Genomic DNA, 13,637 nt, shown 5'->3' on the forward strand with positions numbered 1-13,637 from the left:
GGTACTAATGCGTGCGGACGTCCTCGTCGTCGGGGGCGGACTGGGCGGTGTCGCCGCGGCGCTGGCCGCGGCCCGTGCCGGCCGGTCCGTCATCCTGACCGAGGAGTTCGACTGGCTCGGCGGGCAGCTCACCAGCCAGGCGGTCCCGCCGGACGAGCACTCCTGGATCGAGCAGTTCGGCGCCACCGCGAGCTACCGGGAGTTGCGCCACGGCATCCGCGACTACTACCGCCGCCACTACCCGCTGACCGAGCGGTCCCGGGCGTGGACCGACCTGAACCCGGGCGCCGGCTGGGTGAGCCGGCTCTGCCACGAGCCCCGGGTGGCGGTCGCCGTCCTGGAGCAGATGCTCGCGCCGTACCGCGGGTCCGGGCGGCTGACGGTGCTGCAGCCGTACCGGCCGGTCGCGGCCGAGACCGACGGCGACCGGGTCACCGGCGTCACGCTCGTCCACCGGGACCGCGACGAGCGGATCGAGGTGGAGGCGCCGTACGTCCTGGACGCCACCGAGACCGGTGAGCTGCTGCCGCTGACCGGCACCGAGTACGTGACCGGGTTCGAGTCGCAGGCGCAGACCGGTGAGCCGAGCGCGCCCGCCGAGGCGCAGCCGCTGAACATGCAGGCGGTGTCCGTCTGCTTCGCGCTGGACCACGTCGACGGCGACCACACCATCGACCGGCCCGCCGGTTACGACTTCTGGCGCGACTACAAGCCGGACTTCTGGGGCGACCGGCTGCTGTCCTGGCGGTCGCCGCACCCGCGCACGCTGGAGATCGTGGAGCGCAGCTTCACGCCGAACCCGGACGACGACCCGCTGGGCGTCAACGCCGACCAGCGGCTCAACCCGGGCGACGGCAACCTGTGGACGTTCCGGCGCATCGCGGCACGGCGCAACTTCGTCGACGGCGCGTACGGCAGCGACATCACGCTCGTCAACTGGCCGATGATCGACTACTTCGAGGGCCCGGTCATCGACGTGCCGAACGCGTCCTGGCACCTGTCCCAGGCGCGCGAGCTGTCGTACTCCGTCCTGTACTGGCTGCAGACCGAGGCGCCCCGCGCCGACGGCGGCACCGGCTACCCGGGGCTGCGGCTGCGCGGCGACGTGACCGGCAGCCCCGACGGGCTGGCGCAGGCGCCCTACATCCGGGAGTCGCGCCGCATCCGCGCCGAGTACACGGTGGTCGAGCAGGACCTCTCCCTGGCGGTACGCGGCGAGCACGGCGCGGTGAGCTACCCCGACTCGATCGGCGTCGGCATGTACCGCATCGACCTGCACCCGTCGACCGGCGGCGACAACTACATCGACGTCGGCTCCTGCCCGTTCGAGATCCCGCTCGGCGCGCTCATCCCGCAGCGGATGGAGAACCTGCTGCCGGCCGGCAAGAACATCGGTACCACGCACATCACCAACGGCAGCTACCGACTGCACCCGGTCGAGTGGAACGTCGGTGAGGTCGCCGGCCTGCTGGCCGACTTCTGCCTTGCGCGGGGCGAGTCCCCGCGCGCGGTCCGCGGCACCCCCCGCCTGCTGGCCGAATTCACGGACCGCATCTCGGCCGCCGGCGTGGAATGCCGCTGGCCGCAGATCGCGGGCTACTGAACCCCCGGTGAGGAGAAGAAAGTGAGATACGGAAGACTGTCCGGCCTGGTCGCGGCGACCATGACCGGTGTGCTCGCCCTGACCGCCTGCGGCGGTGGCGGCGACGCCAAGGACGACGGTCCGGCGAGCCTGCGGATGACCGTCTGGTCGGCGAACGAGGCGCACCTCAAGCTGTTCAACGAGATCGCCGACGAGTACCGCAAGAACAACCCGGACGTCGCGGAGATCAAGTTCGACCCGCTGCCGTTCGAGAACTACACCACGACGCTTACCACGCAGATCGCCGGCGGCAACGCGCCGGACCTCGCGTGGATCTTCGAGAACTCGGCGCCGGACTTCGTCGCCTCCGGCGCGCTGAGCCCGCTCGACGACACGTTGAAGAAGGCCGACGGTTACCAGTACGACGACCTGTCCCCCGCCACCCTGAAGCTCTGGCGCAACGACGGGAAGCTCTTCGCGTACCCGTTCTCGACCTCGCCGTTCGGCGTGTTCGTCAACAACGACATGCTGAAGAAGGCCGGGCAGAAGACCCCGGCCGAGCTGATCGCGGCCGGGCAGTGGAACTGGGACACCGCGCTCGCCGCGGCGGGCGCCACCGCCGCGAAGTCGGGCAAGGCCGGGCTCGTGGTCCGCGACTTCGACTACAAGGGCTGGGACAACCTGGCCACGTTCTGGACCGGCTGGGGCGCCCAGGCGTGGAGCGAGGACGGCCGCAGCTGCGGGTTCGACAGCCCGGAGATGGTCGAGGCGATGACCACGTTGCACAAGGCGATCTTCACCGGCAAGGCGCTGCCCGGTCCGGGCACGACCGCCGACTTCTTCGCCGGTGACGCCGCCATGACCGTCACCCAGATCTCCCGCGCCTCCCTGCTGAAGGAGAACGGCTTCGACTGGGACCTGGTCCCGCTGCCGGCCGGCCCGAAGGGCCCGTACGCGGTGGTCGGCCAGGCCGGCATCGGCGTGATGAAGAAGAGCCCGCACGCCGAGCAGGCCGCCGACTTCCTGGCCTTCTTCACCAACCCCGCCAACTCGGCGAAGCTGGCCCAGTTCTTCCCGCCGCCGCGGCAGTCCCAGCTGACCGCCGAGACGCTCGCGAAGACGAATCCGAAGCTCAAGCCGGAGCAGCTGCAGAAGGTCGTCATCGACGGCATCACCAACGGCACTGTCAAGCCCAGCCACTCCGGGCAGGCCGAGCTGAGCCAGCAGGTGCGCGCCGCGCTCGACCCGCTGTGGAAGGCGGACGCGGACGTCAAGGGCGTACTCGACGGCGTCTGCTCCAAGATCCAGCCGCTGCTGGCGAAGTAGGGCCGAGGATCATGAACCAGACGGACACCAGGGTGGGCCCGGCCGCAGCCGGGCCCACCCCGGGCCGGGCCCGGCCGTTCTGGACCACCCGCCGCCGGGACCAGCTCACCGGATACCTGTTCATCACCCCGCAGCTGCTCGGCAGCGTGGTCTTCGTGATCCTGCCGCTGGTCCTCGTGGTCTGGTACAGCCTGCACGAGTGGAACGTGCTGGCCGGCAGCTTCGACTACATCGGCACCGACAACTACGCCGCGCTGGCCGACGACCCCAACCTGGGCCCGGTGCTGCGGTCGACCGGCCTGTTCTCGGTCGGCCTGGTCGTGTTCAACCTCGGCCTGGCGTTGCTGCTGGCCGTCCTGCTCAACCAGAGGCTGCGCGGGACCATCGTGTTCCGCACCCTGTTCTTCTCCCCCGTGGTGGTCTCGCTGGTCGCCTGGACCATCGTGTGGGGCTTCCTGTTGCAGGACAACGGCGGCATCAACGGCCTGCTCGACACGATCGGCGTCGACGGCCCCAACTGGCTGCGCGGCGAGGGCACGGCGATGCTGTCGGTGATCGTCGTGCAGGTGTTCAAGAACGTCGGCCTGAACATGGTGCTGTTCCTGGCCGCCCTCCAGGGCGTGCCGGCCGATCTGTACGAGGCCGCCGAGGTGGACGGCGCGAGCCGGATGCGCCAGTTCTGGCGGATCACCGTGCCGCTGATCAGCCCGACGATCATGCTCACGTCGATCATCACGGTGGTCGGCTCGCTGCAGGTCTTCGCGCAGATCGCCGTGCTCACCCAGGGTGGGCCCGGCACCTCGACCACGGTGCTCGTCTACTACCTCTACCAGCAGGCCTTCCAGTTCCATCACTTCGGCTACGGCGCGACGCTGTCGATCCTGCTGTTCGTCATCGTGCTCGCGCTGACAGTGCTGCAGTGGCAGATGCGCAAGAGGTGGGTCTTCCATGAATCGTGACCTGTCCCGGCGGACCAAGCTGGTGCTCTACGGGGTGCTGATGGTCCTGGCCGTCCCGTTCGTGTTCCCCACCTGGTGGATGGTCACCTCGTCGCTGAAGCCGGTGGCGGACATCTTCTCCTTCCCGCCGCAGCTGCTGCCGACCGATCCGCGGCTGGACGCGTACCGGCGGGTGTTCGAGCTGCAACCGTTCGGGCAGCAGTACCTGAACAGCCTCTACATCGCGCTGCTGGTCACCGTCGGCACGCTGGCCGTGGCGTCGCTGGCCGGATACGCGTTCGCGCGGATCCGGTTCCGGGGGCAGAACGTGCTGTTCCTGGTCGTCCTCGCGGGCCTGCTCATCCCGAGCGAGGTGACGATCGTGCCGCTGTTCCAGATGTTCTTCAAGCTCGACCTGATCGACACCCACTGGCCGCTGATCCTGGTGCCGATCTTCGGCGCGCCGAGCGTGCTGGCGACGTTCATCATGCGGCAGTTCTTCATCAGCCTCCCCGGTGAGCTGGAGGAGGCGGCGCGGGTCGACGGGCTGGGACGCTTCGCCACGTTCTGGAAGATCGCGCTGCCGCTGTCCCGGCCCGCGCTCGGCGCGGTGGCCATCTTCACGTTCCTGCACAGCTGGAACCTGTATCTGGAACCGATCGTGTTCCTCTCCTCGCCGGACAAGTTCACCCTGCCGCAGGCGCTCACCCAGTTCGTCGACGCGTACGGCGGTCCGATGTGGGACGTCCAGCTCGCGGCGGCGTCGATGACCGCGCTGCCGGTGCTGGCGGTGTTCGTCATCGCGCAGAAGCAGTTCGTCGAGGGCCTCGCGCACACCGGTCTGAAGGGATGACCGATCCGGTCGTCGGGATCGACATCGGCGGCACCAAGACCGCCGCCGCCCTGGTCGGTCCGGACGCGCGGGTGCTCGGCCGCCGCGAGGTGCCCACCCCCGCGCGCGGCGGCCCGGCCGCGGTGCTCGACGCCGCCGCCGGCCTGGCCGCGGACCTGCTCGCTACCGCCGGCCCCGGGCCGGTCGGGGTGGGCACCGCGGGCACCGTCGACCCGGCGACCGGCGCCATCCGGTACGCCACCGACAGCCTGCCCGGATGGGCCGGCACCCCGGTCGCCGACGAGCTGGCCGCGCGGCTGGGCCGGCCGGTGCGCGTCACCAACGACGTCGCCGCGGCGGCGCTCGGCGAGTGCTGGGCCGGCGCCGGCCGGGGCCGGGGGCACGTGCTGCTGGCCGCCGTCGGCACCGGGCTGGGCGGCGCGATCGTCAACGACGGGCGGGTCGAGGGCGGCGCCCGGGGCGCGGCCGGCCAGCTCGGGCACCTGCCGGTCCCGGGCGTGCACCGGCTGCGCTGCGGCTGCGGCCGGTACGGGCACCTGGAGGCGATCGCCTCCGGCACCGGCCTGGCCGCCGCGTACGCGCTCACCGGCGGTGACCCGGTCACCGGCCGGGAGGTGGCGCGGCGCGCGGCGGCCGGTGACGCGACCGCCCGTCAGGTCGTCGACCGGGCCGGCGCCGCGCTCGGCGCGGCCCTGGCCGGGCTGGTCGCCCTGCTCGACCCGGACGCGGTGGTGGTGGCCGGCGGCGCCGCCGCCACAGTGCTTCCCGCCGCGACGGCCGCCTACCGGGCGGAGCTACCCGGCGGCTGGGCGCACGTGCCGCTGCTTCCCGCGGCGCTGGGCGCCGACGCGGTGGTGGTCGGCGCCGCCCGGCTCGCCACCGCACCGATCCACCACGACGGAGGAACAAGCACGTGAGTGTCCTGGACGAACTCGCAGGCGGTCTGGTCGTGTCCTGCCAGCCCCTGCCCGACGACCCGGACGACCCGATGCGCGACCCGTACGTCCAGGCCCGCGTGGCCGCCGCCGTGGTCCGCGGCGGCGCGGTGGCGGTCCGGGTCAACGGCCCCGACGACGTGCGGGCGGTACGCGCCGCCGTCGACGTGCCGGTGATCGGGTTGTACAAGCACGGCACGCAGGGCGTGTTCATCACCCCGACCGCCGGGCACGCCCTGGAGGCGGCGCGGGCCGGATCGCACGTCGTGGCGGTGGACGCCACCGACCGTCCCCGGCCCGACGGCCGGACCTTCGCCGACACCGTCCGCGCGGTGCACGAGCAGACCGGCGCGCTGGTCCTGGCCGACGTCGCCACGGTGGCCGAGGGCGTAGCCGCCGTCGAGGCCGGCGCGGACGCGGTCGCCACCACGCTGTCCGGCTACACGCCGGCCGGCCCACCGATCGACGGGCCCGACCTCGGGCTCGTGGCGCGACTCGCCGCGCTGCTGCCCGTACCGGTGATCGCCGAAGGGCGCTACCGGACCACGGACCAGATCAGCCGGGCCTTCGAGGCGGGCGCCCACGCGGTGGTGATGGGCAACGCCGTCACCTCACCGCTGTGGATCACCCGCCGGCTGGTTCCGGCCACCCCCCGGGCGGCGAGCGCGCCGGAGAAAAGGGAGCATCGATGAAGAGAAGAACCCTTCTTGCGGCCACCGGCGCGGCCGGCCTGGCCACCGTCGCCCTCGGCGGCCCCGCCTTCGCCCGGCCCGCCGGCCGGCGACCGAGCGTGGCGCTGGTGCCGCTGGACGACCGGCCGGTGAACACGTACTGCGCCGAGATGACCGGTGCGAGCGCCGACGCCGAGGTGCTGCTGCCGCCGCGGAACCTGCTGGGCCGTTTCTTCACCCCCGGTGACGGCGCCGGCATCGCCCGCTGGCTCGACGGCACCGCCCGCGTCGACGGATACGTGATCTCGGTGAGCATGCTGGCGTACGGGGGCCTGATCGCCTCGCGTACCGCCGCACCGGCCCTGGCCGACGCGTTGCGCAACCTGGAGGCGATCCGGCGGCTGCGCGCACGCTGGTCCGACGCGGTGATCGAGGTGCACGACACGATCCAGCGGCTCGCGATCACCAGCACCGGCACCGACCTGGACAACTACCGTGACCTGCTGGTCCAGTGGGCCAAGCTGTACGACCAGGTGGTCAACCTGGGCCAGGAGTCGCTGCGCGGCCAGCTCGACGCCGTGCGGGCGCGCATCCCGGACGCCGTGGTCGAGGACTACCTGGCCGCGCGGGCACGCAACCACCAGGTCAACCGGCTGATGGTGGAGTGGGTCGCGGACGGGACGATCAGCCACCTGGTGCTCTCCGAGGACGACACCGCGCCGGTCGGCCTGGCCCGCGCCGAGCGGGTCGAGCTGGAGGCGCTGGTGGCGCGGCTCGGCGTCGGCGACCGGGTGGAGATCTTCCCCGGCGCCGACGAGGTCAACGCGCTGCTCGTCGCGCGGGTCGTCGCCGCCGGTGCCGCACCCACCTACCGGGTGGAGTACGCCGGGGTGTCCGGCGAGGGCTGGACCGCCGCGCTGGAGGGCATCCCGTTCGCGGAGAACATCCGCCGGCACGTCACCTCGGTGGGCGGCCGGGTGGTGACCGGCGACGCGGACATCGTCCTCGCGGTGAACACCCCCTCGGCGGCGGCCGGGCAGCGGGCCGCCGACCTGGACGCGTTCGTCGGCCGCATCGGTGAGCTGCTGGCCGCCGGCACCCCGGTGATCGTGGTGGACCCGCTGATCGTCAACAAGGGCGACCACGACCTGGTGTCCCGGATGGAGGCCCGCCTGGACCTGCCGGCGCTGCTGTCGTACTCGGGGTGGAACACCGGCGGCAACGCGCTCGGGCTGGCGCTCGCGCACGGCACCGCGCGGTGGGCGTACCTGCGGTCGTCCGGCAGCGGCTTCGGCGTGCCGGAGCTACGCGGGCCGGCCCAGGCGCACGCCGAGTACCTGCTCTACCGGTTCGTCAAGGACGACCCCTGGAAGAACGTGGTGCAGGTCGAGGCGTACGCGCACGCCCGTGCGCAGGGCTGGGATCCGCTGGCGCTGACCGCCGAGCAGAAGCGCTACTTCGACGGCTGGGTGCGCGACCGGCTGGTACCGCTGACCGAGCGGTACTTCGCCGACCACTTCGCCGGGCACGAGCTGGTGCTCGGGGTACGCGGACGCAAGACGTTCACCGCAACGCTGGACCGGGTCACCGCGGTGCGGGTCGAGCTGCCGTGGGACCGGCTGTTCGAGGTCACGCTGGAGCCGAGCCTCCGGCTGCGCTGACCGGACGACGCGGGTGCGGTCCCCGGGGCCGCACCCGCGTCACCGGGCCGTCAGCAGGCAGAACTCGGTGCCGTCCGGGTCGGCCAGCACCACGTCGCCGGCGGTGTGCCGGCCCGTACCGGCCCGGGTCGCGCCGAGCGCCAGCAGCCGGTCGACCTCCGCGTCCCGGTCGCCGTCCGCGACCAGATCCAGGTGTACGCGGTCCCGCCCGCCGGCGTCCATCAGCGGCGGGCCGCTCCAGGTGACCTTCGCGCCCCCGCGCGGCGACTGGATCGCTGTCTCCTCGTCCTGGTCCCAGACCAGCGGCCAGCCCAGAGCCTCGCTCCAGAACAGGCCTGCCGCCCGGGTGCCGTCGCAGTTGACAGCGCCGACCGGGCCGCAGCCGGCGAGGAAGGTGTTGCCCGCCTCGATGACGCAGAACTCGTTGCCCTCCGGGTCGGCGAGCACCACCTGGTCGTCGTCCGGCCCCTGGCCGATGTCGATGTGCCGCCCGCCCAGCGTCAGCGCCCGGCCGACGGTGTCCCGCTGGGCCTGCGGTGACGCGCTGGTCAGGTCGAAGTGGATCCGGTTCTGCACCGTCTTCGGCGCATCACCGGGCAGGAACCGGATGCGGAAGTCGCTGTGGGCGTCGCCGCCCAGCGCCACGCCCTCACGCGGGTCGTCGAGGATCTCCCGGCCGAGCACTCCGGACCAGAACCGCGCGAGCCGCAGCGGGTCGCCCGCGTCGAGGCTGACCGCGTAGAGGTGAACCGCCATCCGCCCGTCTCCGATCGCCCGCTGCCGACTGGCCGCAGCGTAGGCCGGACCGGTCCGGTCGCGCACCCGGATATCCGGCGGGCTACTTCGCGGGCAGGGTGCGCGCGAAGCGGACGCCCCGGTCGACCCAGCGGGCCAGGTCGGCGTCGCGCTCGCAGGCATCCGGCGGCACGGTGACCCAGCCGCGCATCTCCCGGCCCCGCATGACAGTCGCGTCGGCGCCGGGCTCGGCCAGGGCACGCTCGGCCTCGGCCGGGTCGACCCGGACCATCAGGCCGCCCGCGCCGCGCACCACCACCGCCATGTTGCCGCACAGCATCATCGCCAGGCCGCCGAACATGCGCCGCTCGGTGATGCCGGGCTCGTGCCCGAGGGCTTCCCGTACCCGGTTCGCCAAGTCCTCGTCGTAGGCCATGACGGCATCGTGGCATCCGGGTCCGACAGCGGGGCGCGGGTCAGGCGCCGACGCGCTGTTCGGGGATGGACAGGCCGTAGAGCGCCATCAGCTCCGGGCTGTCGATCCGGCTGCCGTCGGCCACCGAGTCGCACGCGATGTCGACGATCTGGTCCTTGTGCGCCAGTAGGTACGGCCGCGCCCCGACGTCGGCGCTGGCCAGCGTGGCGATGCCGGACCAGTGCCGGCGGCCGAACAGCATCGGGTAGCCGCGCAGCCCGTCGTAGGTGGCGCAGACCAGCACGTCCGGGTACGGCAGCGCGGCGACCCGGCGGACCGCCGCCGCGGTGAGCCCGGGCATGTCCACCGGCACCACGACGACGGCCTCGATGTCGTCGTCGGTGAGCGCGGCGAGCCCGGCCCGGATCGAGGAGCCCACCCCGGTGCCCCACGCGCGGTTGACCACCACAGTGGCGCCGGTCAGGTCGGTGGTCTGCCGCACCTGCTCGGCCGCCGCGCCCAGGACGACCACGACCTGTGCGCAGCCCGCCTCGGCCATCGTGTCGATCATCTGGCTGACCAGCGGCTTCTCGCCCTGGTGCAGCAGCGCTTCGGGTCCGCCGATGCGGCGGCCGCCACCGGCGGCGATGATCATTGCAGCGATGCGGTTCAGCGGTGCCCCCTCGATCAGGGGACGGACCGGGCACAGCCGCCCGGTCCGTCCCGTCGTACGCACACCGGGCCCAACGAGCGCGGCCGGGAGCGGGTAGCGGGGCAAAACGGAAAATTGCGTGACTATGCCGCGTCCGCGTAGCAGTCCACTGAGGACAGGTCGAGCGGGAACCGGACCGGGGTGTCGCCGAACAGCAGCCGGGTGGCCCGCGCACCGGCGGCGGTGACCGCGTCGGCGACCGCCGCCGCCTGTCCGGCCGGGCAGTGCACCATCACCTCGTCGTGCTGGAAGAAGACCAGCTCCGCCTCCGAGCCGGCCAGCTCGGTGCGCAGCGTCGCCAGCAGCGTGGAGGCCCACTCGGCGGCGGTGGCCTGGATGACGAAGTTGCGGGTGAAGCGCCCCCGCGACCGCGCCGCCCGGGCCGACGGGCTGTGCGGATCGGCCCCACCGTCCGGCATCGGCTCCTCCCCCTCGGCGAACCCCGCCGACCCGGGCGGGCAGGTACGCCCCAGCCAGGATCGGACCAGCCCGCCCGCCTCACCGGTGCGCGCCGCCGCCTCGACGTGGCCGAACGCGGTCGGATAGTTCTTCCGCAGCACCGCCAGCGCCGGCACCGCCGCGCCGCCGGTCTGCCCGTACATCGCCCCGAGCAGGGCCACCTTGGCCTTCGCCCGGTCACCGGCGAACGCGTCCCGGGCCAGCGCGGCGTACAGGTCACCGGCACCACCCGCCGCAGCCAGCCGCTCGTCGCCGGACACCGCCGCGAGCACACGCGGTTCGAGCTGGCCCGCGTCGGCGACCACGAACGTCCAGCCCGGGTCCGCCACCACCGCCCGCCGGATCACCTTCGGGATCTGCAACGCCCCGCCGCCCCGGGTCGCCCAGCGGCCGGACACCACGCCGCCTGGCACGTACTCCGGGTGGAACCGGCCGCCGGACACCCAGGCGTCGCGCCAGGCCCAGCCGTGCGCCGTCCAGATCCGGTACAGCTCCTTGTATTCGAGCACCAGCGGCGCCGCCGGGTGCTCCACCCCGCGCAGCACCCAGGCGCGCGTGTTCGGCAGGTCCACGCCCGCACGGGCGAACGCCCGCAACAGCTCCGCGGGCGAGTCGGCGTGCACCTGGCGTACGCCGAACGCGTCAGCGATCCGGGCCTGCAACTCGGCCAGCCGGCGCGGCGGCCCGCCGACCGGGGACGGCTCGCCGAGCAGGTCGGCCAGGATCGCGTCGTGCACGTCGGCGCGCCACGGCAGGCCGGCCGCGCCCATCTCGGCCGCCACCAGCGCGCCCGCCGACTCGGCTGCCACCAGCAGCCGGAACCGGCCGGGGTGGGTGGTCGCGGCGATCCGGGCGAGCTGGTCGGCGTACACCCGGGTCAACGCCGTGATGCCCGGACCGGGCGGGCCCGACGGCGGCTCGAAGAGCGCGGCCTGGGCGTGGCCCGGCGGCTCCGGCGGACGGGGCGCCGGGTCCGGCGGGACCGGCGCGCCGGTGACCCGGGCCCAGGCGGCCGGCAGCGCGCGCGGCTCACCCCACCGGCCCGCGTGCCCGAGCAGCAGCGCCTCGGTCAGCTCGACGTCGTGGCAGCGGTCCAGGCGCACCCCGGCGCGCAGCAGCGCCGGGTAGACGCCCGTCCAGGCGGCCCAGATCCAGCGGGGGTGCCCGGCGGCCTCGCGGGCGGCCACGGCGGCGGCCAGGTCGGTGACCTCCTCGGCCGGGCCGGACGGGGTGCCGTCGGCGTGCAGCGGTTGCAGCACGCCGCCGCCCCGCTCGTCCGCCACCACCGCCACCAGCACGGACGCATTCTGCCCCCTCCCCCTGACACGCTCCGGGGTGCAAGGAAGGGCCCCCTCTTAACGCCTGCGGTAGAGGAAGGGCCCCTTGTTAACGCGGCGTTAACAAGGGGCCCTTCCTTGCACCCCGGAGGGTTACTTGCCGACGCCGGCGGTCAGGCCGGACTGCACCTGGCGCTGGAAGACGATGTACACGATCAGCACCGGCAGCATCGCCATGGTCACCCCGGCGAAGAGGCCGGACCAGTCGGACTTGTAGCCCTGGTTGACCGACAGCTCGATCAGCCCTTGGGCGATCACCTGGTTCTTCGGCTCGCCGGACACCGACTGCATGAGCAGCGTCGGCAGGTACCACTGGTTCCACTGGCCGAGCACGTTGAAGATGCCGATGCTGATCAGGCCGGGCTTGGCCATCGGCAGCATCACGCTGAAGAACGTGCGGGTGTGCGAGGCCCCGTCGACCTGGGCCGCCTCGGCGATCGAGTCGGGCAGCGTCCGGAAGAACGAGTGCATGAAGAAGATCGTGAACGACAGTGACCAGGCCACGTAGACCAGGATCAGCATGAGGTGCTTGTTCGGGCCGAGCAGCGGGAGGCTCACCCCGGTGTTGTAGACGCCCTTGAACAGCGGCACCGCGGCCAGGTAGATCGGCAGCGTCAGCCCGGACAGGAACATCCAGTAGATCAGCCGGTTGCCGCGGAACTCGTAGCGCGCCAGGGCGTACGCGGCCATCGAGCCCAGCAGCATCGTCAGCGTCACGCTGAACACGAGCACGAGCAGCGTGTTCAGGAAGAAGCTGTCGATCCCGGCGGTCCAGGCGCGGGCGAAGTTGTCCCACTGCAGGGCGTCGGGGATCAGCGACAGCGGCTCGCGGATCACCTCGGAGTCGGTCTTGAGCGCCGACATCACCACCCACAGCAGCGGGTAGACCACCATGATCGCCCAGACCGCGAGGAACAGGTGTGAGAAGCCGTTGAAGATCCGGCCGCCGAAGCCGTTGCCGACGTTCCGCCGGTCCGCGGGCGGCCGGTCCGGCGGTGCCGTGTCGGACCGGGCCGGGCCGGAGGTGTGGGTCACAGTGCTCATCGTCCAGACCTCCTCAGTACTCGATCCGCTCACGGCGGGTGATCCTCAGCTGGAGCGCGGCCAGCAGGATGGTGAAGATGGCCAGCGCGACGGCGATGGCGCAGGCGTAACCGAACTGGCCCTTCTGGAAGGCGTTGAACTGGATCACCGAGGCGAAGATCTCGCTGGCGTGGTTCGGCCCGCCCTGGCTCGGCGTCATGACGAACACCAGCGCGTACATGTCCAGCGCGATGAAGCCCAGATAGACCCAGGCGACCGAGATGCTGTCCCGCAGCAGCGGCAGCGTCACCCGGAAGAACGTGTGGAACCGGCCCGCGCCGTCGAGGATCGCGGCCTCGTAGATGTCCTTCGGGATCGACTGCATCGCGGCGGAGAACAGCACCATGTAGAAGCCGGCGCCGCTCCACACCGCGATGAACAGCAGCCACCAGAGCACCGCCGGCACGCCGAGGAACGGCTCCGGGTCGGCGGTGAAGGCGATCGGGTTGTCCGCGTCGACCAGCCCGATCTTGATGAGCAGGCCGTTGATCAGGCCCTGCCCGTCGGTGCGGTAGATCTGCTGCCACATGACGGCGATGACCACCAGTGACAGCACCTGCGGGAAGAAGAAGATGACCTTGTAGATCCCGGAGCCGAAGACTCCGCGGATGCCGGCCCTGTCCTCGCGTCCGCCCACGTTGAGCAGGAACGCGAGGAACAGGGCCAGCGCGATCGTGAACAGCGGCACGGTGACCAGGAAGAACACGTTGTGCCAGAACGCCTTCCGGATCAGCTCGTCGGAGAACAGCCGGACGTAGTTGTCCAGCCCGACGAAGCGCTGGGAATCGGAGTACCCGCCCCAGTCGGTCAGCGAGTATCCCGCCGCCTGGGCGAACGGCCACACCACGTAGAACAGGTACAGCGCGACGGGCAGGGCCAGGAAGCCCGTGACGAAACGCGCGACTCCGTGCCGCATTGGACTCACTTCCT

General features: G+C 72.3%; 13 protein-coding genes. 7 read left to right on the forward strand and 6 right to left on the reverse strand.

Annotated features, from left to right (window positions below; all coding sequences use genetic code 11):
• The first annotated feature begins 7 nt into the window (after positions 1 to 7).
• The 7 genes from NMK34_RS20030 to NMK34_RS20060 are packed head-to-tail and all read left to right on the forward strand — an operon-like array spanning position 8 to position 7,966.
• Positions 8 to 1,603 carry an FAD-dependent oxidoreductase gene (locus NMK34_RS20030; protein WP_318334739.1) on the forward strand — a complete coding sequence of 532 codons (1,596 nt, stop codon included), beginning with the start codon at positions 8 to 10 and terminating at the stop codon, positions 1,601 to 1,603.
• A 21-nt stretch (positions 1,604 to 1,624) separates the two neighbouring features.
• The gene (locus NMK34_RS20035; protein WP_318334740.1) at positions 1,625 to 2,908 is read left to right on the forward strand and encodes a sugar ABC transporter substrate-binding protein; all 1,284 of its coding nucleotides are present in this window, start codon (positions 1,625 to 1,627) and stop codon (positions 2,906 to 2,908) included.
• 11 nt (positions 2,909 to 2,919) lie between these two features.
• Complete coding sequence (locus NMK34_RS20040; protein ID WP_318334741.1) at positions 2,920 to 3,867, forward strand: sugar ABC transporter permease; 948 nt, start codon at positions 2,920 to 2,922, stop codon at positions 3,865 to 3,867.
• Complete coding sequence (locus tag NMK34_RS20045; protein ID WP_013475968.1) at positions 3,857 to 4,699, forward strand: carbohydrate ABC transporter permease; 843 nt, start codon at positions 3,857 to 3,859, stop codon at positions 4,697 to 4,699. The genes NMK34_RS20040 and NMK34_RS20045 overlap by 11 nt, the downstream gene beginning before the upstream one ends.
• Entirely contained in the window at positions 4,696 to 5,616 is a 921-nt protein-coding gene (locus tag NMK34_RS20050) for an ROK family protein (RefSeq protein WP_318334742.1), read from the forward strand. The genes NMK34_RS20045 and NMK34_RS20050 overlap by 4 nt, the downstream gene beginning before the upstream one ends.
• Positions 5,613 to 6,326, forward strand: a complete 714-nt coding sequence (locus NMK34_RS20055; RefSeq protein ID WP_318334743.1) for a putative N-acetylmannosamine-6-phosphate 2-epimerase — start codon at positions 5,613 to 5,615, stop codon at positions 6,324 to 6,326. The genes NMK34_RS20050 and NMK34_RS20055 overlap by 4 nt, the downstream gene beginning before the upstream one ends.
• A complete protein-coding gene (locus NMK34_RS20060; RefSeq protein WP_318334744.1) occupies positions 6,323 to 7,966 on the forward strand; it encodes a DUF4127 family protein in 1,644 nt (547 codons plus the stop codon). The genes NMK34_RS20055 and NMK34_RS20060 overlap by 4 nt, the downstream gene beginning before the upstream one ends.
• Positions 7,967 to 8,005: 39 nt before the next feature.
• Here the strand turns inward: NMK34_RS20060 and NMK34_RS20065 are convergent, their stop codons facing one another.
• The 6 genes from NMK34_RS20065 to NMK34_RS20090 form a co-directional block, all read right to left on the reverse strand.
• Positions 8,006 to 8,722, reverse strand: coding sequence for a VOC family protein (locus tag NMK34_RS20065; RefSeq protein ID WP_318334745.1), 717 nt, complete (start codon positions 8,720 to 8,722; stop codon positions 8,006 to 8,008).
• An 82-nt stretch (positions 8,723 to 8,804) separates the two neighbouring features.
• Positions 8,805 to 9,137: a TfoX/Sxy family protein gene (locus NMK34_RS20070; RefSeq protein WP_318334746.1), complete on the reverse strand. Its 333-nt coding sequence runs from the start codon at positions 9,135 to 9,137 to the stop codon at positions 8,805 to 8,807.
• Positions 9,138 to 9,177: 40 nt separating this feature from the next.
• Positions 9,178 to 9,771, reverse strand: coding sequence for an NTP transferase domain-containing protein (locus tag NMK34_RS20075; protein ID WP_318334747.1), 594 nt, complete (start codon positions 9,769 to 9,771; stop codon positions 9,178 to 9,180).
• 140 nt (positions 9,772 to 9,911) lie between these two features.
• Positions 9,912 to 11,585 carry a bifunctional 3'-5' exonuclease/DNA polymerase gene (locus NMK34_RS20080; protein ID WP_318334748.1) on the reverse strand — a complete coding sequence of 558 codons (1,674 nt, stop codon included), beginning with the start codon at positions 11,583 to 11,585 and terminating at the stop codon, positions 9,912 to 9,914.
• A gap of 132 nt (positions 11,586 to 11,717) precedes the next feature.
• A complete protein-coding gene (locus tag NMK34_RS20085) occupies positions 11,718 to 12,668 on the reverse strand; it encodes a carbohydrate ABC transporter permease (RefSeq protein WP_120569018.1) in 951 nt (316 codons plus the stop codon).
• 13 nt (positions 12,669 to 12,681) lie between these two features.
• Positions 12,682 to 13,623 carry a carbohydrate ABC transporter permease gene (locus NMK34_RS20090; protein ID WP_030500336.1) on the reverse strand — a complete coding sequence of 314 codons (942 nt, stop codon included), beginning with the start codon at positions 13,621 to 13,623 and terminating at the stop codon, positions 12,682 to 12,684.
• Between the last annotated feature and the right edge of the window lie 14 nt (positions 13,624 to 13,637).

Source organism: Micromonospora sp. BRA006-A (genome assembly GCF_033433935.1).
Classification (GTDB): domain Bacteria; phylum Actinomycetota; class Actinomycetes; order Mycobacteriales; family Micromonosporaceae; genus Micromonospora; species Micromonospora aurantiaca.

What these genes read in the sequence shown, in the direction of transcription:
- NMK34_RS20050 (WP_318334742.1), top strand. Translation starts at nt 4,696, where the DNA reads ATGACCGATCCGGTCGTCGGGATCGACATCGGCGGCACCAAGACCGCC.
- NMK34_RS20060 (WP_318334744.1), top strand. Translation starts at nt 6,323, where the DNA reads ATGAAGAGAAGAACCCTTCTTGCGGCCACCGGCGCGGCCGGCCTGGCC.
- NMK34_RS20040 (WP_318334741.1), top strand. Translation starts at nt 2,920, where the DNA reads ATGAACCAGACGGACACCAGGGTGGGCCCGGCCGCAGCCGGGCCCACC.
- NMK34_RS20045 (WP_013475968.1), top strand. Translation starts at nt 3,857, where the DNA reads ATGAATCGTGACCTGTCCCGGCGGACCAAGCTGGTGCTCTACGGGGTG.
- NMK34_RS20070 (WP_318334746.1), bottom strand. Translation starts at nt 9,137, where the DNA reads ATGGCCTACGACGAGGACTTGGCGAACCGGGTACGGGAAGCCCTCGGG.
- NMK34_RS20065 (WP_318334745.1), bottom strand. Translation starts at nt 8,722, where the DNA reads ATGGCGGTTCACCTCTACGCGGTCAGCCTCGACGCGGGCGACCCGCTG.
- NMK34_RS20075 (WP_318334747.1), bottom strand. Translation starts at nt 9,771, where the DNA reads ATGATCATCGCCGCCGGTGGCGGCCGCCGCATCGGCGGACCCGAAGCG.
- NMK34_RS20030 (WP_318334739.1), top strand. Translation starts at nt 8, where the DNA reads ATGCGTGCGGACGTCCTCGTCGTCGGGGGCGGACTGGGCGGTGTCGCC.
- NMK34_RS20085 (WP_120569018.1), bottom strand. Translation starts at nt 12,668, where the DNA reads ATGAGCACTGTGACCCACACCTCCGGCCCGGCCCGGTCCGACACGGCA.
- NMK34_RS20090 (WP_030500336.1), bottom strand. Translation starts at nt 13,623, where the DNA reads ATGCGGCACGGAGTCGCGCGTTTCGTCACGGGCTTCCTGGCCCTGCCC.